Below are 21115 nucleotides of genomic sequence, written 5' to 3'. Positions count from 1 at the left end.
AATACTAAATTTGTTTCGATGAATAAACTTTTTTTTAGATTACTTGTTTTATTGATGAGCCTGTCCTTAATAGGGATAATTCTTGTTCAAGTGTATTGGTTTAATACTTCATTCAAAAACAATGATGAGCAGTTTAAATTCCATGTTAAGCAAGTAATTGGTAATGTGGCAGATAAGATTCAAAAGCAAGAAACATATAGTTTTTATGATAAAATAAATCATTATAAAGACAGTACCGGAAAAGTGCCTGAAAAGGATGATATATTAGAATTTTATTATGTTCAAAAAAATCCAAGAACAAATAAAACAATTATATATTCTAACAGTATAATTTCTGAAGATTATAATATTTCACCAACGTTCTTTGATAAAAAATTTGATAGTGAAAAATTTAAAAGCTTTAGTTCCAAAAGGGTAACTGAAGTTTATAATAATAATTCGATGGATAAATCAGGAGTGAGTCAAAGTTTGATTCCTGATGTTAGAATTGAAAAATCAGGTAACCTTGATATTTTGGATGATGCTCTTTTTGAAATTTCCGCGAAGGATGTTTTGTCTGCAATGCCGCTCGAAGAACGCGTTACCAGTGATGTTTTACAGAAACTGATTAAAAAAGAATTAGGAGAATATGGTATTGAAACAAGATTTGAGTTTGGTATTTACAGCAATAATTTAGCGACCAAAATTAAATCAAATGCCTTTAAATATGATAAAGAAGCAACGTATTCAATTCCTATTTTTACAGATAATGAAGGAAATAGTAAATACCAATTGCTTGTTACATTTCCGCTCAAAAAGAAATTTTTATTGTCAGAACTCGTTAGTATAACAGTTCTCTCTATTGTTTTTACGCTGATTATTTTAATTGCGTATACAAGTGCATTGAATCAATTGATACGTCAACGTCAAATTTCTGAAATCAAAAATGATTTCATTAATAATATGACACATGAATTTAAAACGCCAATTGCAACTATCAATTTAGCTTTGGATGCGATTAGAAATCCAAAAATAATAGATGACAAAGAGAAGGTTTTGCGATACCTTCAAATGATTAAGGATGAAAATAAACGCATGCATGCACAAGTAGAAAATGTGCTTCGAATTTCTAAATTAGAAAAGAAAGAATTAGATATTACTAAGGAATCAAATAATATTCATGAAATTATTGAAGATGCAATAGATCATGTGAATTTGATTTTAGAAGACAGGCAAGGAACAATTACCTGCCATTTTAAAGCCATTAGAACCACCGTTTTAATCAATGATGTTCATTTTACCAATGTCATTGTGAATATTTTAGAAAACGCGATAAAATATTCGCCTAATGTTCCTGAAATTGAAATTTTCACTGAAAATATCAAAGATATGGTCATTATTAAAGTGAAAGATAGTGGTTTGGGAATGAGTAAAATAGCTCAAAAAAGAATTTTCGAAAAATTCTACAGAGAACATACCGGAGACATTCATAATGTCAAAGGACACGGTTTAGGATTAGCTTACGTAAAAAGAATTGTTGACGACCATAACGGTCAAGTATATGTTGAAAGTGAAAAGGGAAAAGGGAGTACCTTCATAATAAAATTACCATTAATAAATTAGAATATGGAAAATGTAAATAAAAAAATACTTCTAGTCGAAGATGACCTTAATTTTGGTGCAGTTTTAAAAGATTATTTAATGCTAAATGATTTTGATGTTACTTTAGCCAAAAACGGAATGGAAGGATTCGAAAAATTCAAAAAGGATACTTATGATTTATGTATTCTGGATGTAATGATGCCTTACAAAGATGGTTATACTTTGGCGAAAGAAATCAGAGAAAAAAATAATGAAGTGCCAATTATATTCTTGACAGCAAAATCTATGAAAGAAGATGTGTTGAAAGGGTATAAAGCAGGTGCTGACGATTACTTGAATAAACCTTTTGATTCTGAAGTATTGTTGATGAAAATCAAGGCAATAATCCAAAGAAAATCATCGGATACTAAAGCAGAACAAGTACAATTTGAATTTAATATTGGTAAATTTCATTTGAATTCAAAACTTCGTTTTTTAACTTTTAATAATGATGAACCAATAAAGTTATCTCCAAAAGAAAATGAATTATTGAAAATGTTGATTCTTCACGAAAATGACTTGATGCCAAGAGAATTGGCCTTGACAAAAATTTGGAGAGATGATAACTATTTTACTTCAAGAAGTATGGATGTGTACATCGCTAAGTTGAGAAAATATTTGAAACTTGATGAAGATGTTGAAATTTTAAACATCCACGGAGAAGGATTCAGATTAGTGGTTAAGAATAAAGTAGCAGAATAAATAGATATAAGCCTCAAGAAATTGAGGCTTTTTTTTTGGAGCAAAAGTAGGTGTTCTATTTCCAGTTCAATTGTAAAGCAAAACTCGTTTTGTCTTCTTTTGTAATACTAAAAACAGTTTCACTTTCAGAAATGCTTTCATGAATAATCACTTTATCTTTTAATGATAATTCCTTTAAGAAATTCATTTCAAAACTTTTAATTTTTTGATTCAGGATTAATTGTTCATCTACCAAATCCAAGCACCATTCCAGATATTTGACATTATTGACATGATTCACAATGTCTAAATCAGATAAAAACACACTTTTTTCGAAAACTATTTCTTTCTCATGGTTGAAATTGATTTTAGAAAAACCCTCTAGCGTAGCTCTTTTTTCGGGATATAATTCAAAATGTTCAAACGGCAAAGCCAATCCTTCCGGACGACGTTTTTTAGTGTTAAATACAGCCCAGAAAGTCTCAGAACCCACAATTTTTTCTCCATTTACGTGCATTTCAAGTGCTCGTACTGAACGTGAGTTTTCTAAGGAATTGATCCAGGTTTTTACGGTTACAGTATCTCCCCATTTTGGTAATTTAGTGACTTCAACACGCATTCTGCTCAAAACCCATGCTTGGTCGAACTCCTGCATATCAGTAAAACTAATGCCACCAGTTTCTGAATGTGCAGCAGCAGTTAACTGCAAGATATTACACAAATCAGTGTATTTTAAAAATCCATTTGGCGCGCATTGTGTAAAATTGATTTCCCAATCTTTGCTTAAAACTGAAGTGAAATTTGGAGAGATAGGCATATAAATAATTATGAATTATGAATTTGTATTCTTAGATATAAGATGTATTGTTTTATTTTTTTGAATTGATGTAATCCACAATAGTTTCATAAGGAGTTTCAAAATCAAACCATTTGGTATTTTCATTTCTTTTGAACCAAGTCAATTGTCGTTTTGAAAATCGTCGCGTGTTTTTCTTTATTTCTTCGATGGCAAATTCCAATGAAATTTCTCTGTCAAAATAGCTGAATAATTCTCTGTAACCAACGGTTTGCAGTGCATTCAACTCTTTATTTGGGAATAACTTTTTTGCTTCAGCCTGAAGTCCTTCATTCATCATAATATCAACGCGTTGATTGATTCGGTTGTAAATGATTTTTCTGTCAGCTTCAAGACCAATTAAAATAGGAGTGAAGTTTCGGCTGCTTTTTTTCAGGTTTAAAAAAGAAGAATACGGTTTCCCGGTACCAATACACACTTCCACGAAACGCATCATTCGTTGTGGGTTTTGCAAGGTTTGTGGATTTTCGATAGTCAAGCTTTTATAATAATCTGGATCTAAAACTTCGAGTTTTTGTTGCAAATATCCAATTCCCAGCTTTTCATAATTCGTATTTATTTCACTACGAACTGCAGTGTCTATTTCTGGAAATTCATCAAAACCTTTTAGAATTGCATCAACATATAATCCGGAACCACCAACTAAAATGGCGTAATCATTGGTCAAAAATAATTCGTCAAGTTTAGCAATAGCTTCTTTCTCGAAATCACCAACAGTATAATTCTCGAATACGGATTTGTTTTGTATAAAATGATGGGTAGCCGCTGCTAATTCGGCTTTGTTTGGTACAGCTGTTCCAATGGTCATTTCCTTGAAAAACTGTCGGCTGTCACAGGAAATAATATCACATTTAAAATAGTTAGCTAATACAATACTCAAGGAAGTTTTGCCTATGGCCGTGGGTCCGATAATGGTGATTAAGTATTTCATGTTTTTTAGCCCAGATGGAAACGAAAACCCCGGAGTTATGAAAGTTAGTTTTTCTTGGTATAAAAGAGCGACTCCCGAAGTCTCGGGATAAGCTCCTTTTATGCCTTAGAAAAACAACTGGAATAACGAGGAGTTAAAGTGTACAGCTGGAATTGCTTCAAATTAATATTATTTTAAATCCTTACCGCAATGATAGCAGTATTTTGCATTATGTTCATGTCCTTCGGTACCACAATTAGCACACGGATCAATTCTTTCTTCTGTTGGTTTTTTGCGATTGTTGTTTGCAAATTCAGCAGAAACAATTCCTGTAGGAACCGCAATGATGCCGTAACCCATAATCATTACTATCGAGGCAATGGCCTGTCCTAGCGGGGTTATGGGCGAAATATCTCCATATCCTACTGTTGTGAGTGTCACGATGGTCCAATAAATACTGATGGGAATACTGGTGAAACCCCCCTCTTTTCCTTCGACGATGTACATTATAGAACCTATTATGATGCTGCTGATTAACATGAAATAAATGAAAATAAGTATTTTTCCTCGGCTGGCAATTAAGGCTTCTTTTAGATGTGTGGATTGACTTGAGAATTTTGGATGTTTTAAAATCTTAAATAATCGCAACAATCGTAAAGCTCTGACAACGGTTAAAACGCTGGTTCCAACAATAAATAAAGAGAAATACATGGGTAATGTTGCTATCAAATCAATTATTCCATAAAAACTAAAGATGTATTTCAATGGCTTTTTGATCGATATAATTCTAAGAAGGTATTCTAAGGTGAAGAAAATGGTTATAATCCATTCTAATACTATGAGTTCATAATGGTATTTTGTATCAAAACCTTTGACTGTTTCGAGCATAACTATGATGACACTCAATAGAATAACGCCTAAAAGAATAAGGTCAAATAATCTTCCTGAAGCGGTATTAGTACCGTAAATTACGACATTAGTTCTATGTCTAAAAGTGTCAAATTTTGACTTTAATCTTTGCATAATTATGTTGTAATTATTTGCATGCGATTAGAATTTTACGATTTTCAACGTTTTGCTTTTTCGAACATGACCTTGAATAATATTGCGTACATCCCTATTGTTTTGCATAGGGATGATAATGTTTTTAAGAATTTCGATGTTGTTGATTTGATAATTTAAGTCATAGAAAGCATAGCCTTTATAGATTCCGTTTTCAATCAAAACAGCACTGCGTTCATTGATAGTTCTCCCTCGGTCAACCAATACCATATTTTGATTTTCGAAACTGTTTTTATCTATAAATCCCTGAACTCTTGCGTTATATTCTTCGGCAGAAACCTCGCCAATGCAAGCCCCGTCACATTCTTTTATGCTGTACTGAAAACAGTTTGTTTTAGAAACATATAAACCGGTAAGTTTTTGGCACAAATTATAATGGGAAGTTATTCTGAACAACGCATTTTTGCCTTCTTGTAAAGAAGTAAATGAGGTGATTTCTTTCTTTCTACCATCCGCTTTTTGAAGTTTTAGGTTGAGATATCCATTTTTATCTTTTTCTGCGTATAAAGCCAATTGGAAAATACTTTTTCGCTGCGCTCTGTTATGGATGGGTTTGTTGATTTTTATTTCTTCACTTTCTTTCAATAAAGCAATCAATTCACTTCCGGTTTCATCATAGGTTACCGTGAAAACTTGGGCTTGTATTTTCTTGCATTTTGTGGAAGTTCCCGTAAAATGCTGGTTGACACGTTTTTTTATGTTTCGGCTTTTGCCAATATAAATCAGATTTCCTTTTTCATTGTGAATGTAATAGATACCTGTTTTAGCGGGTAAACTAGAAACAATATCCAGTAATTTTGGTGCAATCCCTTTTTCGATTTCCAGCTTAATAAAATCTTTTACAATTTCTTTCTCTAAATCTTTTTCTAAAAGAATTTTAAATAATTTCACTGTCGCCAAAGCATCTCCACTTGCTCTGTGTCTATCTGCCATTGGGATTCCAAGCGCACGGACCAATTTCCCTAAACTATGGGAAGGTTGCTCAGGCAATAGTTTTTTTGATAATTCAACCGTACAAAGCGTTCGTGCTTCAAAATCGTATCCTAATCGTCTGAATTCAGTTCGTAGTATTCTGTAATCAAAAGAGGCATTATGGGCTACAATAACACAGTCGTTTGTCATTTCGATGATGCGTTTCGCAACTTCAAAAAACTTGGGTGCCGATTGCAGCATGGCGTTATTAATACCAGTAAGTTTCACTACAAATGGCTGAATTGGAATTTCAGGATTTACCAAACTGATAAATTGATCCACCACCTCATGACCATCAAATTTATAGATAGCGATTTCAGTGATACCTTCTTCGTTGAATTGTCCTCCAGTGGTTTCTATGTCTAGTATTGCGTACAAATTTTTTGTTTAATGTTTAATGTCTCAAGTTACGAAACATCTGAAATTAAAAATCGTTAATCTGAAATCAAAAATCAAATTATCTTCCTCCAAAGATACTACTTCCAATTCGAACCATGGTGCTTCCGCATTCAATTGCAAGTTGATAATCGCCGGACATTCCCATAGAAAGAATGGTAAATTGTGAATTATGAATTGTGAGTTGATCAAAAATCGATTTCAAATGAGAGAATTCTTTCTTGATTTGATCTTTATTGTCTGTAAAAGTTGCCATTCCCATTAGTCCAACAATTCGAATATTTTTCATTTCCTCGAATTCACTTGAGGATAGGAGTGAAGCCAGTTCTTGCTCGTCAAGACCAAATTTAGTTTCTTCTTCGGCAATATGCATTTGTAATAAACAATCAATAATTCTGTTGTGTTTTAGTGCTTGTTTGTTGATTTCCTGTAGTAATTTCAAACTATCGACGCCATGAATCAAGCTCACAAATTGTGCCATAAATTTGACTTTATTTGTTTGAACGTGACCTATCATGTGCCATTGAATGTCTTTGGGCATTTGTTCCCATTTTTCGGACATTTCCTGGATTTTGTTTTCTCCAAAAATGCGTTGACCGGCTTCATAGGCTTCCATTAAATCCGAAACTGGTTTAGTTTTTGAAACCGCAACCAAGGTTACATGTTCCGGTAAAGTGGATTTTATTTGGAGTAAATTATTTTTTATTGACATTTTAATATTTTGATTTTAAAGCGTTACTAAAACCTAAAGTTCATAAACGACTAATCCGCTTCTAAATTTTGGTTCAATATATGTACTTTTTGGAGGCATTATTAAATTGGCATCTGCCAAGGCTTTTATTTCTCCAATGTTTGAGGGGAATAGTATAAAACCGATTTCAAATTCTCCTTGATCAATTTTGTTCTTTACTTCCAATACTGATTGTTTTCCTGAAAGGTATTCTATTCGCTCATCATTGCGTAAATCCTCAATGGCTAGAATAGGCAACAACACTTTTTTGTATAAAATTTGTGTGTCTAAACTATCCAAAGCTGTCTGGAAAACTTCATTTTCTTTCCGTAAAATTAAGCTATAAAACGCATTGTCCAGATACATTCCGAATTGATGTTTTTGAGAAGGCTGAAATGGTTGCTGAAATTTATTTTCAAGAATAAAATTCTTTTCTAACTCCTTTAAGAAATCTTCTTTTGAAAAACCGTTTAAATCTTTTACTAAACGATTGAATTCATATATTTTGACATTATTTTCGGAAATCAAATAGCTCAGAATGTGATTTTTTGCGGTGTTTTCTGGATCATCATTTTCCTCGGATAGTAATTTGAGTGCTTCAGTACGATGATGACCGTCAGCAATGTAAAGATTATCGGTCTTTTTAAATATATTTTGTAACCAATTAATTTCTAATGCATCTTCAATTTTCCACAAATAATGAATCTCTTTTTTTGTAGTTGAAAATTCAAAATCAGCTAATTTTTGGGTACAATTAAAAATCCAGTTTTCGATTGTTTTATTATCAGGATAGGTCATTAAAACCGGTTCTGTATTAAACTCTGAATATTTCATGTAGTCTTTGAGTAATCGGACTCTGAAAGCAATAATATCTTCATGTTTTTTGATGATTTTATTACAATAATCTGCCACACTTGTTCCCGCAATAATTCCTGTGAATGAATGTGTTTTGGTAACAATCTTATGAATATAAATAGCAGGTTTTTTATCTTTTACTAAAATGATTTCATTTTTGAAATCCTCGTATTTTTGATGTACTTGTCGGTATCTTTTTTCAAAAGAAACGCTTTCCTGATTGGTATAAGCGGGTTTTAGAATATGCAAAAAAGACAACGGATTGAAATCCAATTGCGCCGCTAATTCAGCATTTACATATTCTTCATAAGAACGGCAAGTAACAAGGCAAACCTTATCACGAGTAGGACGAACTGCTTTGAAAGGAACTATTTTAGCCATAATTATGTCAAAAGTCAAAAGCCAAAAGTCGAGAGTTTAAAGTAATTAACTTCAGACTCTCGACTTTTAAACATAGAGACTATATAAATTGTTTAGAAATTTTCTCTGCTTTTTTGCTTTCAGAATAATCGTAGAAACCTTCACCGGATTTTACACCCATTTTTCCTGCACGAACCATATTTACCAATAATGGGCAAGGAGCATATTTTGGATTTTTGAAACCGTCGTACATTACATTTAAAATGGCTAAACATACATCAAGACCAATAAAATCTGCTAATTGTAAAGGTCCCATTGGGTGACCCATACCAAGTTTCATAACTGTGTCAATTTCATAAACGCCCGCCACTTTATTGTATAATGTTTCGATAGCTTCGTTAATCATTGGCATCAAAATTCTATTGGCAACAAAACCAGGATAATCGTTTACTTCAACAGGAGTTTTTCCTAATTTCTCAGAAAGATTCATGATGATTTTAGTCACTTCATCGCTAGTGTTGTAACCGCGGATGATTTCCACCAATTTCATAATTGGCACCGGATTCATAAAATGCATACCGATAACACGTTCTGGATGTGCCACAACTGCTCCAATTTGAGTAATTGAAATCGAAGAAGTATTGGTTGCTAGAATCGTATTGTGAGAACAAGCCTCGTTTAATTGTTTGAAGATATTTAGTTTTAGTTCTACATTTTCAGTTGCAGCTTCAACCACTAAATCTACACCTACAACACCATCTTTGATATCTGTGTACGTGATAATATTGGTAATCGTTTTGGCTTTATCTTCTTGGGTGATGCTACCTTTTGCAATCATTCGGTCTAAATTTGCGGCGATAGTTGCCATTCCTTTATCCAAAGATTTCTCTGAAACATCTATTAATTTTACGGTAAAACCACTTTGTGCAAAGGTGTGGGCGATTCCATTCCCCATTGTTCCTGCTCCGATTACGGCTATTGTTTTCATATTTTTATTTTAAAGTTTAAAAGTTTAAAGTTTAAAGTTTAAAGTTCTCTCGAGCAACTTTAAACCTTAAACTTTAAACAAATTTTATTTACTTTTTAAAACAATTTATAATTTGATACGCCACTCTTAAGGCTTCAGTTGCTTGCTCCAATGTTACCACAGGTTCTGTATCATTGATTATAGCATCTGCAAATGATTCTAATTCATCAAGAATTGCGTTGTTTTGTTCTACATCTGGATTAGAGAAGTAGATTTGTTTTTTTACACCTTCGGCATTTTGTAAAATCATATCGAAATCGCCGGGAACTTCAGGGGCATCTTTCATTTTTACCACTTCACATTTCTTTTCTAAGAAATCCACCGAGATATAAGCGTCTTTTTGGAAAAAACGAGATTTACGCATGTTTTTCATAGAAATTCTGCTCGCCGTTAAATTGGCAACACAACCGTTTTCGAATTGTATTCTTGCATTGGCAATATCCGGTGTATCACTGATAACCGAAACGCCACTGGCATTTATATTTTTCACTTTAGATTTTACAACGCTCAAAATAGCATCAATATCATGAATCATCAAATCCAAGACTACGGGAACATCGGTTCCACGAGGATTAAATTCAGCAAGACGATGGGTTTCTATAAACATGGGATTTTCAATCATGTTTTTGGTAGCAATGAAGGCTGGATTGAAACGCTCCACATGTCCAACTTGACCTTTTACATTGTATTCTTTTGCCAAAGCGATAATTTCTTCGGCTTCTTCAACCGTATTTGAAATGGGTTTTTCAATAAAAACATGCTTGCCGGATTTGATGGCTACTTTAGCACATTTGTAGTGAGAAAGAGTTGGTGTTACAATGTCAATTACATCAACTGCATGAATAAGAGTTGCAATTGTGCTAAAATGTTTATATCCAAATTCTTTAGAAACCTTCTCGGCATTCTCTTGATTTGGGTCATAAAAACCAACTAATTCATATTTATCAGATTGTTGTAATAAACGCAAATGTATTTTTCCTAGATGACCAGCACCTAATACTCCAATTTTCAGCATAACGATGTAATTTTTACAAAAATAGCAATAAAATGATTAATCTATTATTGATGTGGGACAATTATTCAGTTAATTTAAAATTTAAAATCCAACATTTGAATTCAGAAATTCTTTTCTATTTTTACCAAAATAAAATAATAAATTTTGAAAGACACAGCCAAGCATCAAGGACTTCGGAATCAATTAGTAAGCGTTTTAGAGCAAAAAGGGATTACTGATAAAAGTGTTTTGGATGCGATAAAAAAGATTCCAAGACATTTATTTTTAAATTCCAGTTTTGAAGATTATGCCTATCAAGATAAAGCATTTCCCATTGGAGCTGGTCAAACGATATCACAACCCTACACTGTAGCTTTTCAATCCCAATTATTAGAAGTAAAAAAAGAACATAAAATTTTAGAAATAGGAACAGGTTCAGGATATCAAACAGCAGTTTTATGCATGTTAGGAGCCAAGGTTTTTAGTGTTGAAAGACAGAAAGAATTGTTCAAGCAAACTTCTGTATTATTTCCAAAATTGAGTATCCGTCCTAAACATCTCTCTTTTGGAGATGGTTATAAAGGATTACCAGGTTATGCACCTTTTGATAGTATTATTGTTACTGCTGGTGCTCCGTTTATTCCCCAGCCTTTGATGGCACAGCTAAAAATAGGGGGAAGACTGGTTATTCCATTAGGGGAAGAGGTACAAATTATGACTTTACTAATCAGAAAAAATGAAACACAATTCGAAAAACATGAGTTTGGTGAATTTCGATTCGTTCCTTTATTAGAAGATAAAAATTAAAACAGAAACCCGTCTCGCTTAAATAACGAGACGGGTTTTTTATTGACCAATAATGTTTAAATATCGTTCTAAGCTTTCTTTTTCCATTTGCGCAATGAACAATAAAAAATCTTCTTTATTATTTTTAGTTTGAGCTGTTTCCAATGCTTGGTAATATTGCATTCTACTATCATAATCACCTTTTATATTAGCAATAATGTAGCCGTGCTGTAATAAAACCAAGTTCATGACCAAACGCGAAGTTCTGCCATTTCCATCAATAAATGGATGAATCGTGACTAATCGTTCGTGTATTTCAGCCGCCAATATAATAGGATGAAGGATTGATTTATTGCTTTCATACCAAATAAAAAAATCTTCCATTTCTTTGGCAACCAGAAACGGTTGCGGTGGCATATGGCTGCTTCCTTGAATCATCACCTGCACTTTTCTATACCGACCTGCATCTTCAGGGTGAATCCCTCTCAAAATAAGATTATGAATGGATAATATTTCACGTTCATTTATGGAACTATTTCTTTGCATTAAATCTTTGATGTAGGCAATCGCTTCTTGATGATTTATTACTTCAAGGTGTTCCCGCATACTTTTCCCAGAAATAGTTAAACCTTCATTGATAACCAAATCTGTTTCACGCAAAGTCATGGTATTTCCTTCGATACGGTTACTTTCAAAAGTATATTCTAGCTCTAAAGCTTGTGCAATGCGATAGCTGTCAAATTGACGAAATCCATCTAGTTTTATCTTCAGAGTATCTATTTCATCTAAAATTTTCTGAAGTGTAGTAGATAATTTTTTCTTGGAAGGTTTCCTTTGATATCTAATTTCTTCTTCTGCAACCAATAATGCTTTTAATGCAAATTCGTCTTCGCCAATTTCATAAAGAATTTTTTCTTTAAGCCAAACGACCATTATTGTTTCTAAATCTATCTCCAGCAATGATGCTAGTTTTACAACTTGTTCTCTGGTAGGTTTTCTGGCCCCGCTTTCAAATTTACTTATTAAGGCTTGGTCAATTCCTAAAAGTTGAGCCACTTCTCTGGTTTTGAGTCCTTTTTGTTCTCTTGCGTTTTTGAGTAGTGTTTTCATTTCTTAAAAATGTTTTTTATTGTCTTGACAAATTTAGTCATTTTTAAAAGGAAAAATATTTTATTTCAATATTTTTTTAATTTAAAATGATTTTTTGATTCTGTCTAGATCGCGTTTGGTATCTTGTTCTTTAAGAGATTCACGCTTGTCATAGGTTTTTTTCCCTTTACAAAGACCGATTTGTAGTTTAGCCATTCCTTTTTCATTGGTAAACAATTTCAAAGGAATTATTGTTAATCCTTTTGCTTGAACGCTTCTTGCTAAGCTTTTTAGCTCTCTTTTATTTAAAAGTAATTTACGTTCGCTTCTGGCTTTGTGGTTAAACTGATTACCAAAAGTATACTCTTCAATGTAAGTATTTATCGCAAAAAGTTCATTATTGCTAAATTCACAAAAACTTTCAGTAATATTTGCTTTTCCTAATCGAATGGATTTGATTTCGGTTCCGGCTAAAACAATTCCAGCAGTGAAAGTTTCGATTATTTCATAGTCAAATCGAGCTCTTTTGTTTAATATGTTTATTGTTTTTAGCATGGTGCAAATGTAGCAAAAATTAAAGGTTTAGCAATAACTTATGGCAATTTCAGAAGTTGGTGAGTAATTGTATCACCATTTACAGTTACTATATAAAGATTACCAAAACGTGTATCTTCTATATCTGCATATATCTTTTGATTAATAATTTGATTAACAAAATTAGGTGTGGTGTTACTATGGCCTACAATCAAAACTTTTTTGCCGAGCGTTTCTTTTTTGAAAGATTCTATTACTACTGTTTTAGGATTGTATAGTTTAATTTGGATATTCTTGGCTGTAGCAGTAGGACTTGCGGTTTGTGTTGTTCTTTTATAATCCGTTGAGTAGATTTCATCAAAACCAACTTCTGAGAATATTTTACTCCAAAGATTAGCTCTTTGAAGACCAATTTCTGATAAATCAGGATTTTGAGAATTATCAACTTTTTCAGCGTGGCGTATGAAGTAATAAGTAGTTGTGCTTTGTTGTCCAAAACTAATCTGTAAAACAAATAGAGCGATTATTAATAGATACTTTTTCATATGAATAAATTTAAAAATTAGTATTTACCGATTTTATATATTTGCAAAATGGAAAACTCAAAATCGAAAGACCCGCTTCACGGAATTACGCTTCAAAAAATCGTAGAACAATTAGTTGATTATTATGGGTTCGATACTCTTGGAGAATTAGTAAAAATTAAATGTTTTACAGATAATCCAAGTATAAAATCCAGTTTGACTTTTTTGAGAAAAACGGATTGGGCAAGAAAACAAGTGGAAGATTTATATATAAAATCAGTAGCTAAATTCCCCAAATAAATCTAGTTGAGCTTATAAGAAACCATAATTCCACCTCTATAAGGCAACCATTCACCACTTTTATTGTAGTCTTTTGCCCCATCATAACGTTCACCTGTACTTATTAAGTAGCCTTTGTAAAAACCTTGATGCCAACCGCCACCTAGATAACAATCAATCATAAATTTATCATTGATTTTTACTTGATATCCAATAGTTGAACCTATGAAATATCCAAAACCTTTTTCATAGTTGTCAGTGTTTATATAATTCCATTTTTGAAAATTAAAAATACTAGCACCAATATGCACACCTGCATAAAAACCATTGTATTTCTCTTTAAAATGATATCTGTATTCTGGTGTGAAGGTATAAAATTCTCTAGGATTGCCATTTACTGATTTCCAAAAAGATGCTAAAACATCAAATTGTAAAGTTGATTTTTCTCCAATACTGGTTTCAATACCAACATTTGGAACTGTCAATAAAGTAGTAAAAGCATTTGCTTTTATGTAAGTTTGACTTTGTGATAAAAACGAAAAGAACAGAAATGTGGCAATAAATAATTTTTTCATAAAGAGTGGATTCTACTTTTTTTGGTCAAAAGTTGACTAAAAACAGCGACAAATATAGCTATTAATGTTTGATTGTCTTTTATGTTTAAAGTAAATATTGTCAGTTTAAACGTATTTTAACGTTATAAAATAAGATATCATTAAAGACTATTTGTTTAAAATAGAATAAATAACGGTATCCAAAAATCGTCCTTCAAAAAATTCATTTTCTTTTAAATGTGCTTCTTTAACAAAGCCATTTTTTTCTAAAACTTTTGCAGATCCATGATTTTCAGGAGCTATAATTGCTTCAATAGAATGCAATTTCATTATTTTAAAACCATAATTTACAGCTTCGCTCACCGCTTCTGAAATAATTCCTTTTCCATTGTATTCTGGAAGTAACATATATCCAATTTCGGCTCGATAATGTTCTGGTTTTATTCTGTAATGACCAATTATTCCAATTAATTTTGGATTGTCTTTCAACGTAATCGCCCAATTTATACCTTCATTAGTTTCTATTTTAGTATCAATCATTGCAATATGTTCCAAGGCGTCTTCATCAGTTTTCACTAAAGGTCTTGGAATATATTTCATCGTTTCGGGATTAGATCGCAATGCGAAAATCTCCTTTACATCATTAGAATCCACTCTTCTTAAAAGCAAACGTTCAGTTTCTAAATTTGGGAATGGACTGAAATTTATAGTTAACATATTTTATTTTTTTAATTAAAGGACTTCGATACTGAATTTTGAATGGAAAGTTTCATCGGCTTTTAAAATTTGAATACCTTCTTTCTCCAATAGATTTCCGGAATTCTCATTGGTATCCGAATAACCAAACCAAGGTTCGATACAAAGAAAGGGTGCATTCATTTTGGTCCAAATTCCTAAACTTGGAAAATCTTTAAAATGTACTCTCAAAATTGGATTTTCATTCTCTAAAATCGTCAATGAATCAGATTGCAATGTTTTGAAAATTAAAGCGTCGTTTTCGAATAAGTCATACGTTAGTGGAATCTGTTTATTATGTACTTCTAATTGCTTCGTATTATTTGAAATTAAATCATCCTCCAAAAGATAATATTCCAGCGGTTCTTCTTTTTCAAAAGCAATAGCATAATTTTCGAATTGATTTGGTAAAGCAAAAGCGGGATGCGCTCCAATAGCAAATGGCATCGTAGATTTTCCTTTGTTAATGACTTTATATGCAATGAATAAATTGTTTTTGTCTAATGTGTAAATCAGTTGTAATTCAAATTCAAAAGGATATACTTTTAAGGTCTCGTCAGAAGATTGTATGGAGAAAGTAGCACTATTTTCTGTTGCATCAGTTAATTCAAACTCCATGTTTCTGGCAAATCCATGTCGAGACAAATGATATTCCATTCCATTATGATGAAAGGAATTGTTTTTTAATGTTCCAACAATTGGAAACAAAATAGGAGAGTGCTTGCCCCAAAAATCAGGATTTCCTTCCCAAATGTATTCTTTATTCAGATTTGTTTTTAAGGAAATTAATTCGGCACCGAAATGTTTGATTTCAGCGGTTAGAACGGAGTTTTTTATTAAAGTAGTCAAAATTGTTCTTCGTTAATTTAAAAATTGATTTTGTATGGTAAATATATTTTATAATTTTTAATTCTGATGACGTTTAAGCTGGATTTTATTTATTTAAAATGGAATCTATCCTTTTAAAATAGTTTAAAATCCTCTTTTTTTTCATTAATTTGTGATATAAACTATAAGAAAAATGAAAAACAGTCGCTTCAGAGTCATGCTACATTTGGCTTTATTATTAGGAGTTACGTCTACTTGGGCGCAACAAACCCCTGTAAATGTATCAAGTAACCCAATCTCAAAGTATGATTATCATGATGCTTTTGCTCCATTTTTTTATTCAAAGAATGGAACAAGCACGCGTTCAGCTAGTGGTCAGCCAGGAGCTGAATATTGGCAAAACAGTGCTGATTATAAATTAACGGCAAAATTGGATGAAAAAAACAATGAAATTTCCGGAACAGGAATCATCACGTATACGAACAACAGTCCTGATAAATTGGCTTTTGTTTGGATGAACTTAGACCAGAATTTGTTCAAAGCAGATTCCCGTGGAAATGCAGTTGTGCCTTTGACTGGTAGTCGAAATGGGGCTCAAGGCCAAATTTTTGATGGCGGTCATAAAATAAAATCGGTGAAAGTTATCACTACTGTAAAAGGTGTAGCTACTGAAAAAGAAGCAAAATATGTAATTACTGATACCAGAATGCAGGTTTTTCTTCCGCAGGAATTAAATGCTAAAGGCGGTTCCGTTAAAATTAAAATGGATTTTTCTTTTATAGCTCCTTTTGAAGGTTCGGACAGAATGGGAGTATTGGAAACTAAAAACGGAAAAGTTTTCACCATAGCGCAGTGGTATCCGCGTATGTGTGTGTATGATGATGTACGAGGCTGGAATACTAATCCGTATTTAGGAGCTTCTGAATTTTACTTGGAATACGGTGATTTTGATGTGAGCATTACAGCGCCATCCAATCATATTGTGGTAGCTTCTGGTGAATTACTAAATCCTACAGCGGTTTATTCTACTGTAGAACAAAACAGATTGGCAGAAGCTAAACAAAGTGATAAAACGGTTTTTATCCGTACTGCTGCCGAAGTTGAAAATTCATCAAAAACAGTTGCTACAGCTACTAAAACTTGGAATTATAAAATCAAAAATGCCCGAGATTTTTCTTGGTCATCATCAGCGGCATTTATTTTAGACGCAGCAAAAATCAATTTACCAAGCGGAAAGAAATCATTGGCTATCTCAGTTTATCCTGTAGAAAGTGCAGGTGATGCCGCTTGGGGACGTTCAACAGAATATACAAAAGCTTCCATAGAAAATTATTCTAAAAGATGGTTGGAATATCCGTATCCAGTGGCTACAAATGTTGCCGGAAACGAAGGCGGAATGGAATATCCAGGAATTGTTTTTTGTAGCTGGGAATCCAAAGGAGAAGATTTATGGGGCGTTACAGATCATGAATTCGGACACATTTGGTTTCCTATGATTGTTGGTTCAAACGAAAGAATGTTTGCTTGGATGGATGAAGGTTTTAATACTTTTATTAATTCATTGAGTTCAGTAGATTTTAATAATGGCGAGTACAAAGATAAGCCGGTTGATATGCATCAAAGAGCTGAAGTGTATACAAGTCCGAATCTTGAAACCATAATGAGTTCTCCAGACAACATGAAAGAAGCTAATATTGGTCTTTTGGCGTATTCAAAACCAAGTTCTGGATTAGTGATTTTGCGTGAACAAGTTCTTGGACCGGAGCGTTTCGATTTAGCTTTGAAAACTTATGTAGAGCGTTGGGCATACAAACATCCGCAACCGGACGATTTCTTTAGAACAATCGAAAATGTTGCAGGGGAAGATTTGAGTTGGTTTTGGAGAGGTTGGTTCCAATACAATTGGCGATTAGACCAAGGAATTAATTCGATAAAATATGTGAAAAACGATCCTAAACAAGGAGTTGTGATTTCGATTGAAAACTTCGAAAAAATGGCTATGCCAGTAAGTTTAGACGTAAAAACGAAAAGCGGAAAAACAACACGTGTTAAATTGCCGGTTGAAGTTTGGCAAAGAAACAAAGCGTGGTCATTCAAACACAATTCGACAGAAGAAATTGAAAGCATCACACTGGATCCGGATCATGTTTTACCAGATACAAATACAGCAAACAACTCTTGGACAGCAAGCAAAGGTTTGATTGAAAAAGATGTTATTCTGGATGGTTATTTAGGAACGTATTCAACTAAAATGGCGCCGCTAAAAATTACTTTTTCAGAGAAAAACGGGGTACTAAATGTTTTGATAACTAATTATCCAAGTTTTACGGTGGAACCAATTGGGAAAAACAGTTTCGAATCGAAACAAGCAGGACTTAAATTTGAATTTAATGACAGCCTAAACGGATTTGATATGTTGATACCTGAAGGACAAAAAATACCATTTACCAAAGACAAATAGTATTTTGGTTTTAATAAAATAAAAAAGACTTGTAGCAATTAATGCTACAAGTCTTTTTTTTATTTACTCTATTTTCTATTCTAAATTTACTCTGGAATTTGCTGACTTAGGCAATGTAATGTTCCAAAACCCCAAATAAAATCAGTAGCGCTAATCCCAATGATTTCTCTATCTGGAAAACATTCTGAAAGTATGTTTAAAGCTACTCTGTCGTTACTGTCGTTAAAAGTAGGGACCAAAACACAATTGTTTAAAATCAAGAAATTGGCATAACTCGCTGGCAATCGCAAGCCGTCAAATTCCAAGCGTTTTGGCATTGGTAGAACTACAATTACTGGAGATTTACCATTTTCCAGTTTGGCGTTTTGCAAGCGTTTTAAATTGTCTTGTAATGGTTTGTAGTTATTATCCGTTGGATCAGTTTCCACAATAGTCACAATTGTATCTTCGTTTACAAATCGGCATAAATCATCAATATGACCGTGTGTATCATCACCTTCAATTCCATCGCCTAACCAAATCACATTCGTAATTCCAAGGTATTCCTTGAAAACGGCTTCGTAATCTGCTTTGGTGAAATTTGGATTCCGAACCTGAATATCAGGATGCATCAAACATTCTTCGGAAGTCAGTAAAGTACCGCGTCCATTGGTATCAATAGCACCACCTTCTACAATTACCGGTTTTCCTTTGTACATGACCTGAGTCACAGGAATATTTAGAAATTCGCCCACTTTCGCAGGAACAAACTTGTCCAACTGAATGTTTTTATATTTTGCCCAACCATTAAAATTAAAGTTTAACGCTTCTCTTTCGGTTCCGTTTTTAACGATTATCGGACCTGAATCACGCATCCAACTTCTATTGGTTTTATGAATGATGTAGGAAACATTTGTTAGCACAACATGAGCTGTTTCCAGCATCGTATTGACTTTATCTTTTTGGTTATCATCGGCAACAACTAAAAAGACTTGTTCGAAAGTAGCCACTTTTTTAATGAACTCCACAAAAGCCCATTGAACTGCTTCGTATTTCCCTGGCCAATCCTTACCGTTGTGAGGAAAACACAGTAAAATCCCTTGTTGTTTTTCCCATTCGGCAGGAAATCTTCTATTATTTGTAGTCATACAGCGTTTCTAATTTTAAAGACTGCAAATATAAACATTCAGTAGGATTTTAAAATAGTTAGCAACCATTCATTTTTGCCAACTCATAAATTTATAAGAATAGTTTTGGTAATGATTATATAATATTTAGTTAATTCTAGTCGGGTTTCAGCTAGTTATTTTTGAAAAAATTTAAAAATTACAGTTATGAAAAAATATGGTATTACACTACTCGCGGCAATTATGATATTTTCAAGTTGCGAAAATGACTCTAACAAGGAGGATTCTCCAGAGTTAGTTGTGAATGAAAATGTAGCCACTTTCAAAGAAATTGGTTCCATTACGATTGGTGGTGCCGGAGCTGCTGAAATAAGCGCGTATGATGAAGTTTCTAAAAAGTTATTTACCGTAAACAACAGTAATACAAACAGAATTGATGTTATTGATTTGTCTAATCCATCCAGTCCGGTTTTTCTAACAAGTATTGATTTAACCCCATTTAACGGAGCTTCAAACAGTGTTGCTACCTATAATGGAAAGTTAGCAGTGGCATTAGAAGCAAAACCAAATAAACAAGATGCAGGAAAAGTGGTTGTTTTTGATACAGCTAATTACAGTGTAATCAAAGAAATTACGGTTGGTGCTTTGCCCGACATGATTACATTTTCTCCTGATGGGAATTATATCATGACCGCTAATGAAGGAGAGCCAAATGATACGTATTCGATAGATCCGGATGGTTCTGTTTCTATTATTGCGGTCAACAATAATTATGCGGTGACGACTTTAAATTTCGGAAGTTTTAGCAGTCAATTGAGTACGTTGAAAACAAAAGGATTCCGAATTGCAAGTCCAACAAATAATTTCGCTTCCGATATTGAACCGGAATATATCACGATTTCTGCTGATTCAAAAACGGCTTGGGTGACTTTACAGGAGAATAATGGAGTGGCTAAAATTGATTTGGCAACTAAAACAATCACAAATGTATTTCCATTAGGCTACAAAGATTACAATCTTGCCGAAAATGCTATAGATATCAGCGATAAAGATGGTGGTGTTTTGGCTAATACATGGAAAGCGAAAGGAATGTTTCAACCGGATGCTATCAGTAGTTTTGAAATTAATAAAATCCCTTATTTTGTTACTGCAAATGAAGGTGATGCCAGAGAATATTCTGCTTTTGTTGATGTAAAAAGAATTAGCAGTTCGTCTGTTATTTTGGATCCAATTGCATTTCCAAACGCGGCTGCTTTAAAAGTTGAGGCAAGCATGGGAAGATTGAATATCAATACCAAAATGGGTGATACGGACGGCGATGGTGATTTTGATGAATTAGTTTCTTTTGGAGCCCGTTCTTTCTCCATTTGGAATGGAAATACAGGGGAAATGGTATTCGACAGTAAAAATGAATTAGACAAGAAAGCACAAGAATTTGGTGTGTATGATGACACCAGAAGTGATGATAAATCAGTAGAACCAGAATCAGTTGTGGTTACTAAAATGGGCGATAAAACGATTCTTTTTGTTGGATTGGAGAGAGTGGATGCCGTTATGGTGTATGATGTTACGAATCCAGCTGCTCCAAAATTTTTACAGACTTTTAAAACCGGTGATGCTCCAGAAGGATTGCTTTTTATTCCAGCTTCCAAAAGTCCTACCAAAAGAAGTTTAGTCGTGGTAAGTAGTGAAGGGGATGGTGTGGTTAAAATATTCCAACCAGATTTGAATTAGAGGTTTGTTTTTTAAATAAAAA

21 protein-coding genes are annotated in these 21115 nt (G+C 33.1%); 6 read left to right on the top strand and 15 right to left on the bottom strand.

Annotated features, from left to right (window positions below):
- The first annotated feature begins 18 nt into the window (after positions 1-18).
- A complete protein-coding gene (locus tag C8C87_RS08880) occupies positions 19-1602 on the top strand; it encodes a sensor histidine kinase KdpD (RefSeq protein ID WP_099715104.1) in 1584 nt (527 codons plus the stop codon).
- Positions 1603-1605: 3 nt separating this feature from the next.
- A complete protein-coding gene (locus tag C8C87_RS08875; RefSeq protein WP_099715105.1) occupies positions 1606-2322 on the top strand; it encodes a response regulator transcription factor in 717 nt (238 codons plus the stop codon).
- 55 nt (positions 2323-2377) lie between these two features.
- Here the strand turns inward: C8C87_RS08875 and C8C87_RS08870 are convergent, their stop codons facing one another.
- The 8 genes from C8C87_RS08870 to C8C87_RS08835 form a co-directional block, all read right to left on the bottom strand.
- Positions 2378-3118 carry an acyl-[acyl-carrier-protein] thioesterase gene (locus tag C8C87_RS08870; RefSeq protein WP_121342353.1) on the bottom strand — a complete coding sequence of 247 codons (741 nt, stop codon included), beginning with the start codon at positions 3116-3118 and terminating at the stop codon, positions 2378-2380.
- 52 nt (positions 3119-3170) lie between these two features.
- Positions 3171-4088 carry a tRNA (adenosine(37)-N6)-dimethylallyltransferase MiaA gene (miaA, locus tag C8C87_RS08865; RefSeq protein ID WP_121342352.1) on the bottom strand — a complete coding sequence of 306 codons (918 nt, stop codon included), beginning with the start codon at positions 4086-4088 and terminating at the stop codon, positions 3171-3173.
- 168 nt (positions 4089-4256) lie between these two features.
- Positions 4257-5090, bottom strand: a complete 834-nt coding sequence (locus C8C87_RS08860; protein ID WP_121342351.1) for an ion transporter — start codon at positions 5088-5090, stop codon at positions 4257-4259.
- Positions 5091-5117: 27 nt separating this feature from the next.
- Entirely contained in the window at positions 5118-6479 is a 1362-nt protein-coding gene (locus C8C87_RS08855; protein WP_099715109.1) for an exonuclease domain-containing protein, read from the bottom strand.
- A 79-nt stretch (positions 6480-6558) separates the two neighbouring features.
- Positions 6559-7209 (bottom strand): YggS family pyridoxal phosphate-dependent enzyme, encoded by a 651-nt coding sequence (locus C8C87_RS08850; protein ID WP_121342350.1) that lies wholly within the window; start codon positions 7207-7209, stop codon positions 6559-6561.
- A gap of 33 nt (positions 7210-7242) precedes the next feature.
- On the bottom strand, positions 7243-8463 hold the full coding sequence (locus tag C8C87_RS08845) for a DUF1015 domain-containing protein (protein WP_121342349.1): 1221 nt from the start codon (positions 8461-8463) through the stop codon (positions 7243-7245).
- 79 nt (positions 8464-8542) lie between these two features.
- Positions 8543-9430 carry a 3-hydroxyacyl-CoA dehydrogenase family protein gene (locus C8C87_RS08840; protein ID WP_099715112.1) on the bottom strand — a complete coding sequence of 296 codons (888 nt, stop codon included), beginning with the start codon at positions 9428-9430 and terminating at the stop codon, positions 8543-8545.
- 88 nt (positions 9431-9518) lie between these two features.
- Positions 9519-10484 (bottom strand): Gfo/Idh/MocA family protein, encoded by a 966-nt coding sequence (locus C8C87_RS08835; RefSeq protein WP_121342348.1) that lies wholly within the window; start codon positions 10482-10484, stop codon positions 9519-9521.
- 144 nt (positions 10485-10628) lie between these two features.
- On the opposite strand from C8C87_RS08835, the gene C8C87_RS08830 reads away from it, so the two are divergent.
- Positions 10629-11270, top strand: coding sequence for a protein-L-isoaspartate(D-aspartate) O-methyltransferase (locus C8C87_RS08830; RefSeq protein ID WP_099715114.1), 642 nt, complete (start codon positions 10629-10631; stop codon positions 11268-11270).
- A 39-nt stretch (positions 11271-11309) separates the two neighbouring features.
- Here C8C87_RS08830 and C8C87_RS08825 read toward each other — a convergent pair whose 3' ends face one another.
- The 3 genes from C8C87_RS08825 to C8C87_RS08815 form a co-directional block, all read right to left on the bottom strand.
- A complete protein-coding gene (locus C8C87_RS08825) occupies positions 11310-12359 on the bottom strand; it encodes a Fic family protein (RefSeq protein ID WP_121342347.1) in 1050 nt (349 codons plus the stop codon).
- A gap of 81 nt (positions 12360-12440) precedes the next feature.
- Entirely contained in the window at positions 12441-12893 is a 453-nt protein-coding gene (gene smpB / locus C8C87_RS08820) for an SsrA-binding protein SmpB (RefSeq protein WP_099715116.1), read from the bottom strand.
- Positions 12894-12931: 38 nt separating this feature from the next.
- The gene (locus C8C87_RS08815) at positions 12932-13417 is read right to left on the bottom strand and encodes a phosphoglycerate mutase family protein (protein WP_121342346.1); all 486 of its coding nucleotides are present in this window, start codon (positions 13415-13417) and stop codon (positions 12932-12934) included.
- Between the two features lie 48 nt (positions 13418-13465).
- Between C8C87_RS08815 and C8C87_RS08810 the strand changes: the two genes are divergently transcribed.
- Positions 13466-13696, top strand: coding sequence for a VF530 family DNA-binding protein (locus C8C87_RS08810; protein ID WP_121342345.1), 231 nt, complete (start codon positions 13466-13468; stop codon positions 13694-13696).
- Between the two features lie 2 nt (positions 13697-13698).
- Here C8C87_RS08810 and C8C87_RS08805 read toward each other — a convergent pair whose 3' ends face one another.
- The 3 genes from C8C87_RS08805 to C8C87_RS08795 form a co-directional block, all read right to left on the bottom strand.
- Positions 13699-14250: a DUF3575 domain-containing protein gene (locus C8C87_RS08805; protein ID WP_099715119.1), complete on the bottom strand. Its 552-nt coding sequence runs from the start codon at positions 14248-14250 to the stop codon at positions 13699-13701.
- Positions 14251-14397: 147 nt separating this feature from the next.
- Positions 14398-14946, bottom strand: a complete 549-nt coding sequence (locus tag C8C87_RS08800; protein WP_099715120.1) for a GNAT family N-acetyltransferase — start codon at positions 14944-14946, stop codon at positions 14398-14400.
- Between the two features lie 15 nt (positions 14947-14961).
- On the bottom strand, positions 14962-15813 hold the full coding sequence (locus C8C87_RS08795) for an aldose 1-epimerase family protein (RefSeq protein WP_121342344.1): 852 nt from the start codon (positions 15811-15813) through the stop codon (positions 14962-14964).
- Between the two features lie 172 nt (positions 15814-15985).
- On the opposite strand from C8C87_RS08795, the gene C8C87_RS08790 reads away from it, so the two are divergent.
- Complete coding sequence (locus tag C8C87_RS08790; RefSeq protein WP_121342343.1) at positions 15986-18253, top strand: M1 family metallopeptidase; 2268 nt, start codon at positions 15986-15988, stop codon at positions 18251-18253.
- Between the two features lie 86 nt (positions 18254-18339).
- Here C8C87_RS08790 and C8C87_RS08785 read toward each other — a convergent pair whose 3' ends face one another.
- Positions 18340-19380 carry an agmatine/peptidylarginine deiminase gene (locus C8C87_RS08785; protein ID WP_121342342.1) on the bottom strand — a complete coding sequence of 347 codons (1041 nt, stop codon included), beginning with the start codon at positions 19378-19380 and terminating at the stop codon, positions 18340-18342.
- Positions 19381-19566: 186 nt separating this feature from the next.
- On the opposite strand from C8C87_RS08785, the gene C8C87_RS08780 reads away from it, so the two are divergent.
- Entirely contained in the window at positions 19567-21093 is a 1527-nt protein-coding gene (locus C8C87_RS08780) for a choice-of-anchor I family protein (RefSeq protein ID WP_121342341.1), read from the top strand.
- Positions 21094-21115: the final 22 nt, after the last annotated feature.

Origin of the sequence: Flavobacterium sp. 120, assembly GCF_003633605.1 — a bacterium.
Taxonomy (GTDB): Bacteria; Bacteroidota; Bacteroidia; order Flavobacteriales; family Flavobacteriaceae; genus Flavobacterium; species Flavobacterium algoritolerans.
Note: the sequence above shows the minus strand (reverse complement) of the source record. Positions and strands in the feature narration are given on the sequence as shown.

Excerpts from the sequence above, each read along its gene's own strand:
- C8C87_RS08880 (WP_099715104.1), top strand. The coding sequence starts at position 19 with ATGAATAAACTTTTTTTTAGATTACTTGTTTTATTGATGAGCCTGTCC.
- C8C87_RS08875 (WP_099715105.1), top strand. The coding sequence starts at position 1,606 with ATGGAAAATGTAAATAAAAAAATACTTCTAGTCGAAGATGACCTTAAT.
- C8C87_RS08870 (WP_121342353.1), bottom strand. The coding sequence starts at position 3,118 with ATGCCTATCTCTCCAAATTTCACTTCAGTTTTAAGCAAAGATTGGGAA.
- miaA (WP_121342352.1), bottom strand. The coding sequence starts at position 4,088 with ATGAAATACTTAATCACCATTATCGGACCCACGGCCATAGGCAAAACT.
- C8C87_RS08860 (WP_121342351.1), bottom strand. The coding sequence starts at position 5,090 with ATGCAAAGATTAAAGTCAAAATTTGACACTTTTAGACATAGAACTAAT.
- C8C87_RS08850 (WP_121342350.1), bottom strand. The coding sequence starts at position 7,209 with ATGTCAATAAAAAATAATTTACTCCAAATAAAATCCACTTTACCGGAA.
- C8C87_RS08845 (WP_121342349.1), bottom strand. The coding sequence starts at position 8,463 with ATGGCTAAAATAGTTCCTTTCAAAGCAGTTCGTCCTACTCGTGATAAG.
- C8C87_RS08840 (WP_099715112.1), bottom strand. The coding sequence starts at position 9,430 with ATGAAAACAATAGCCGTAATCGGAGCAGGAACAATGGGGAATGGAATC.
- C8C87_RS08835 (WP_121342348.1), bottom strand. The coding sequence starts at position 10,484 with ATGCTGAAAATTGGAGTATTAGGTGCTGGTCATCTAGGAAAAATACAT.
- C8C87_RS08825 (WP_121342347.1), bottom strand. The coding sequence starts at position 12,359 with ATGAAAACACTACTCAAAAACGCAAGAGAACAAAAAGGACTCAAAACC.
- smpB (WP_099715116.1), bottom strand. The coding sequence starts at position 12,893 with ATGCTAAAAACAATAAACATATTAAACAAAAGAGCTCGATTTGACTAT.
- C8C87_RS08815 (WP_121342346.1), bottom strand. The coding sequence starts at position 13,417 with ATGAAAAAGTATCTATTAATAATCGCTCTATTTGTTTTACAGATTAGT.
- C8C87_RS08810 (WP_121342345.1), top strand. The coding sequence starts at position 13,466 with ATGGAAAACTCAAAATCGAAAGACCCGCTTCACGGAATTACGCTTCAA.
- C8C87_RS08805 (WP_099715119.1), bottom strand. The coding sequence starts at position 14,250 with ATGAAAAAATTATTTATTGCCACATTTCTGTTCTTTTCGTTTTTATCA.
- C8C87_RS08800 (WP_099715120.1), bottom strand. The coding sequence starts at position 14,946 with ATGTTAACTATAAATTTCAGTCCATTCCCAAATTTAGAAACTGAACGT.
- C8C87_RS08790 (WP_121342343.1), top strand. The coding sequence starts at position 15,986 with ATGAAAAACAGTCGCTTCAGAGTCATGCTACATTTGGCTTTATTATTA.
- C8C87_RS08785 (WP_121342342.1), bottom strand. The coding sequence starts at position 19,380 with ATGACTACAAATAATAGAAGATTTCCTGCCGAATGGGAAAAACAACAA.
- C8C87_RS08780 (WP_121342341.1), top strand. The coding sequence starts at position 19,567 with ATGAAAAAATATGGTATTACACTACTCGCGGCAATTATGATATTTTCA.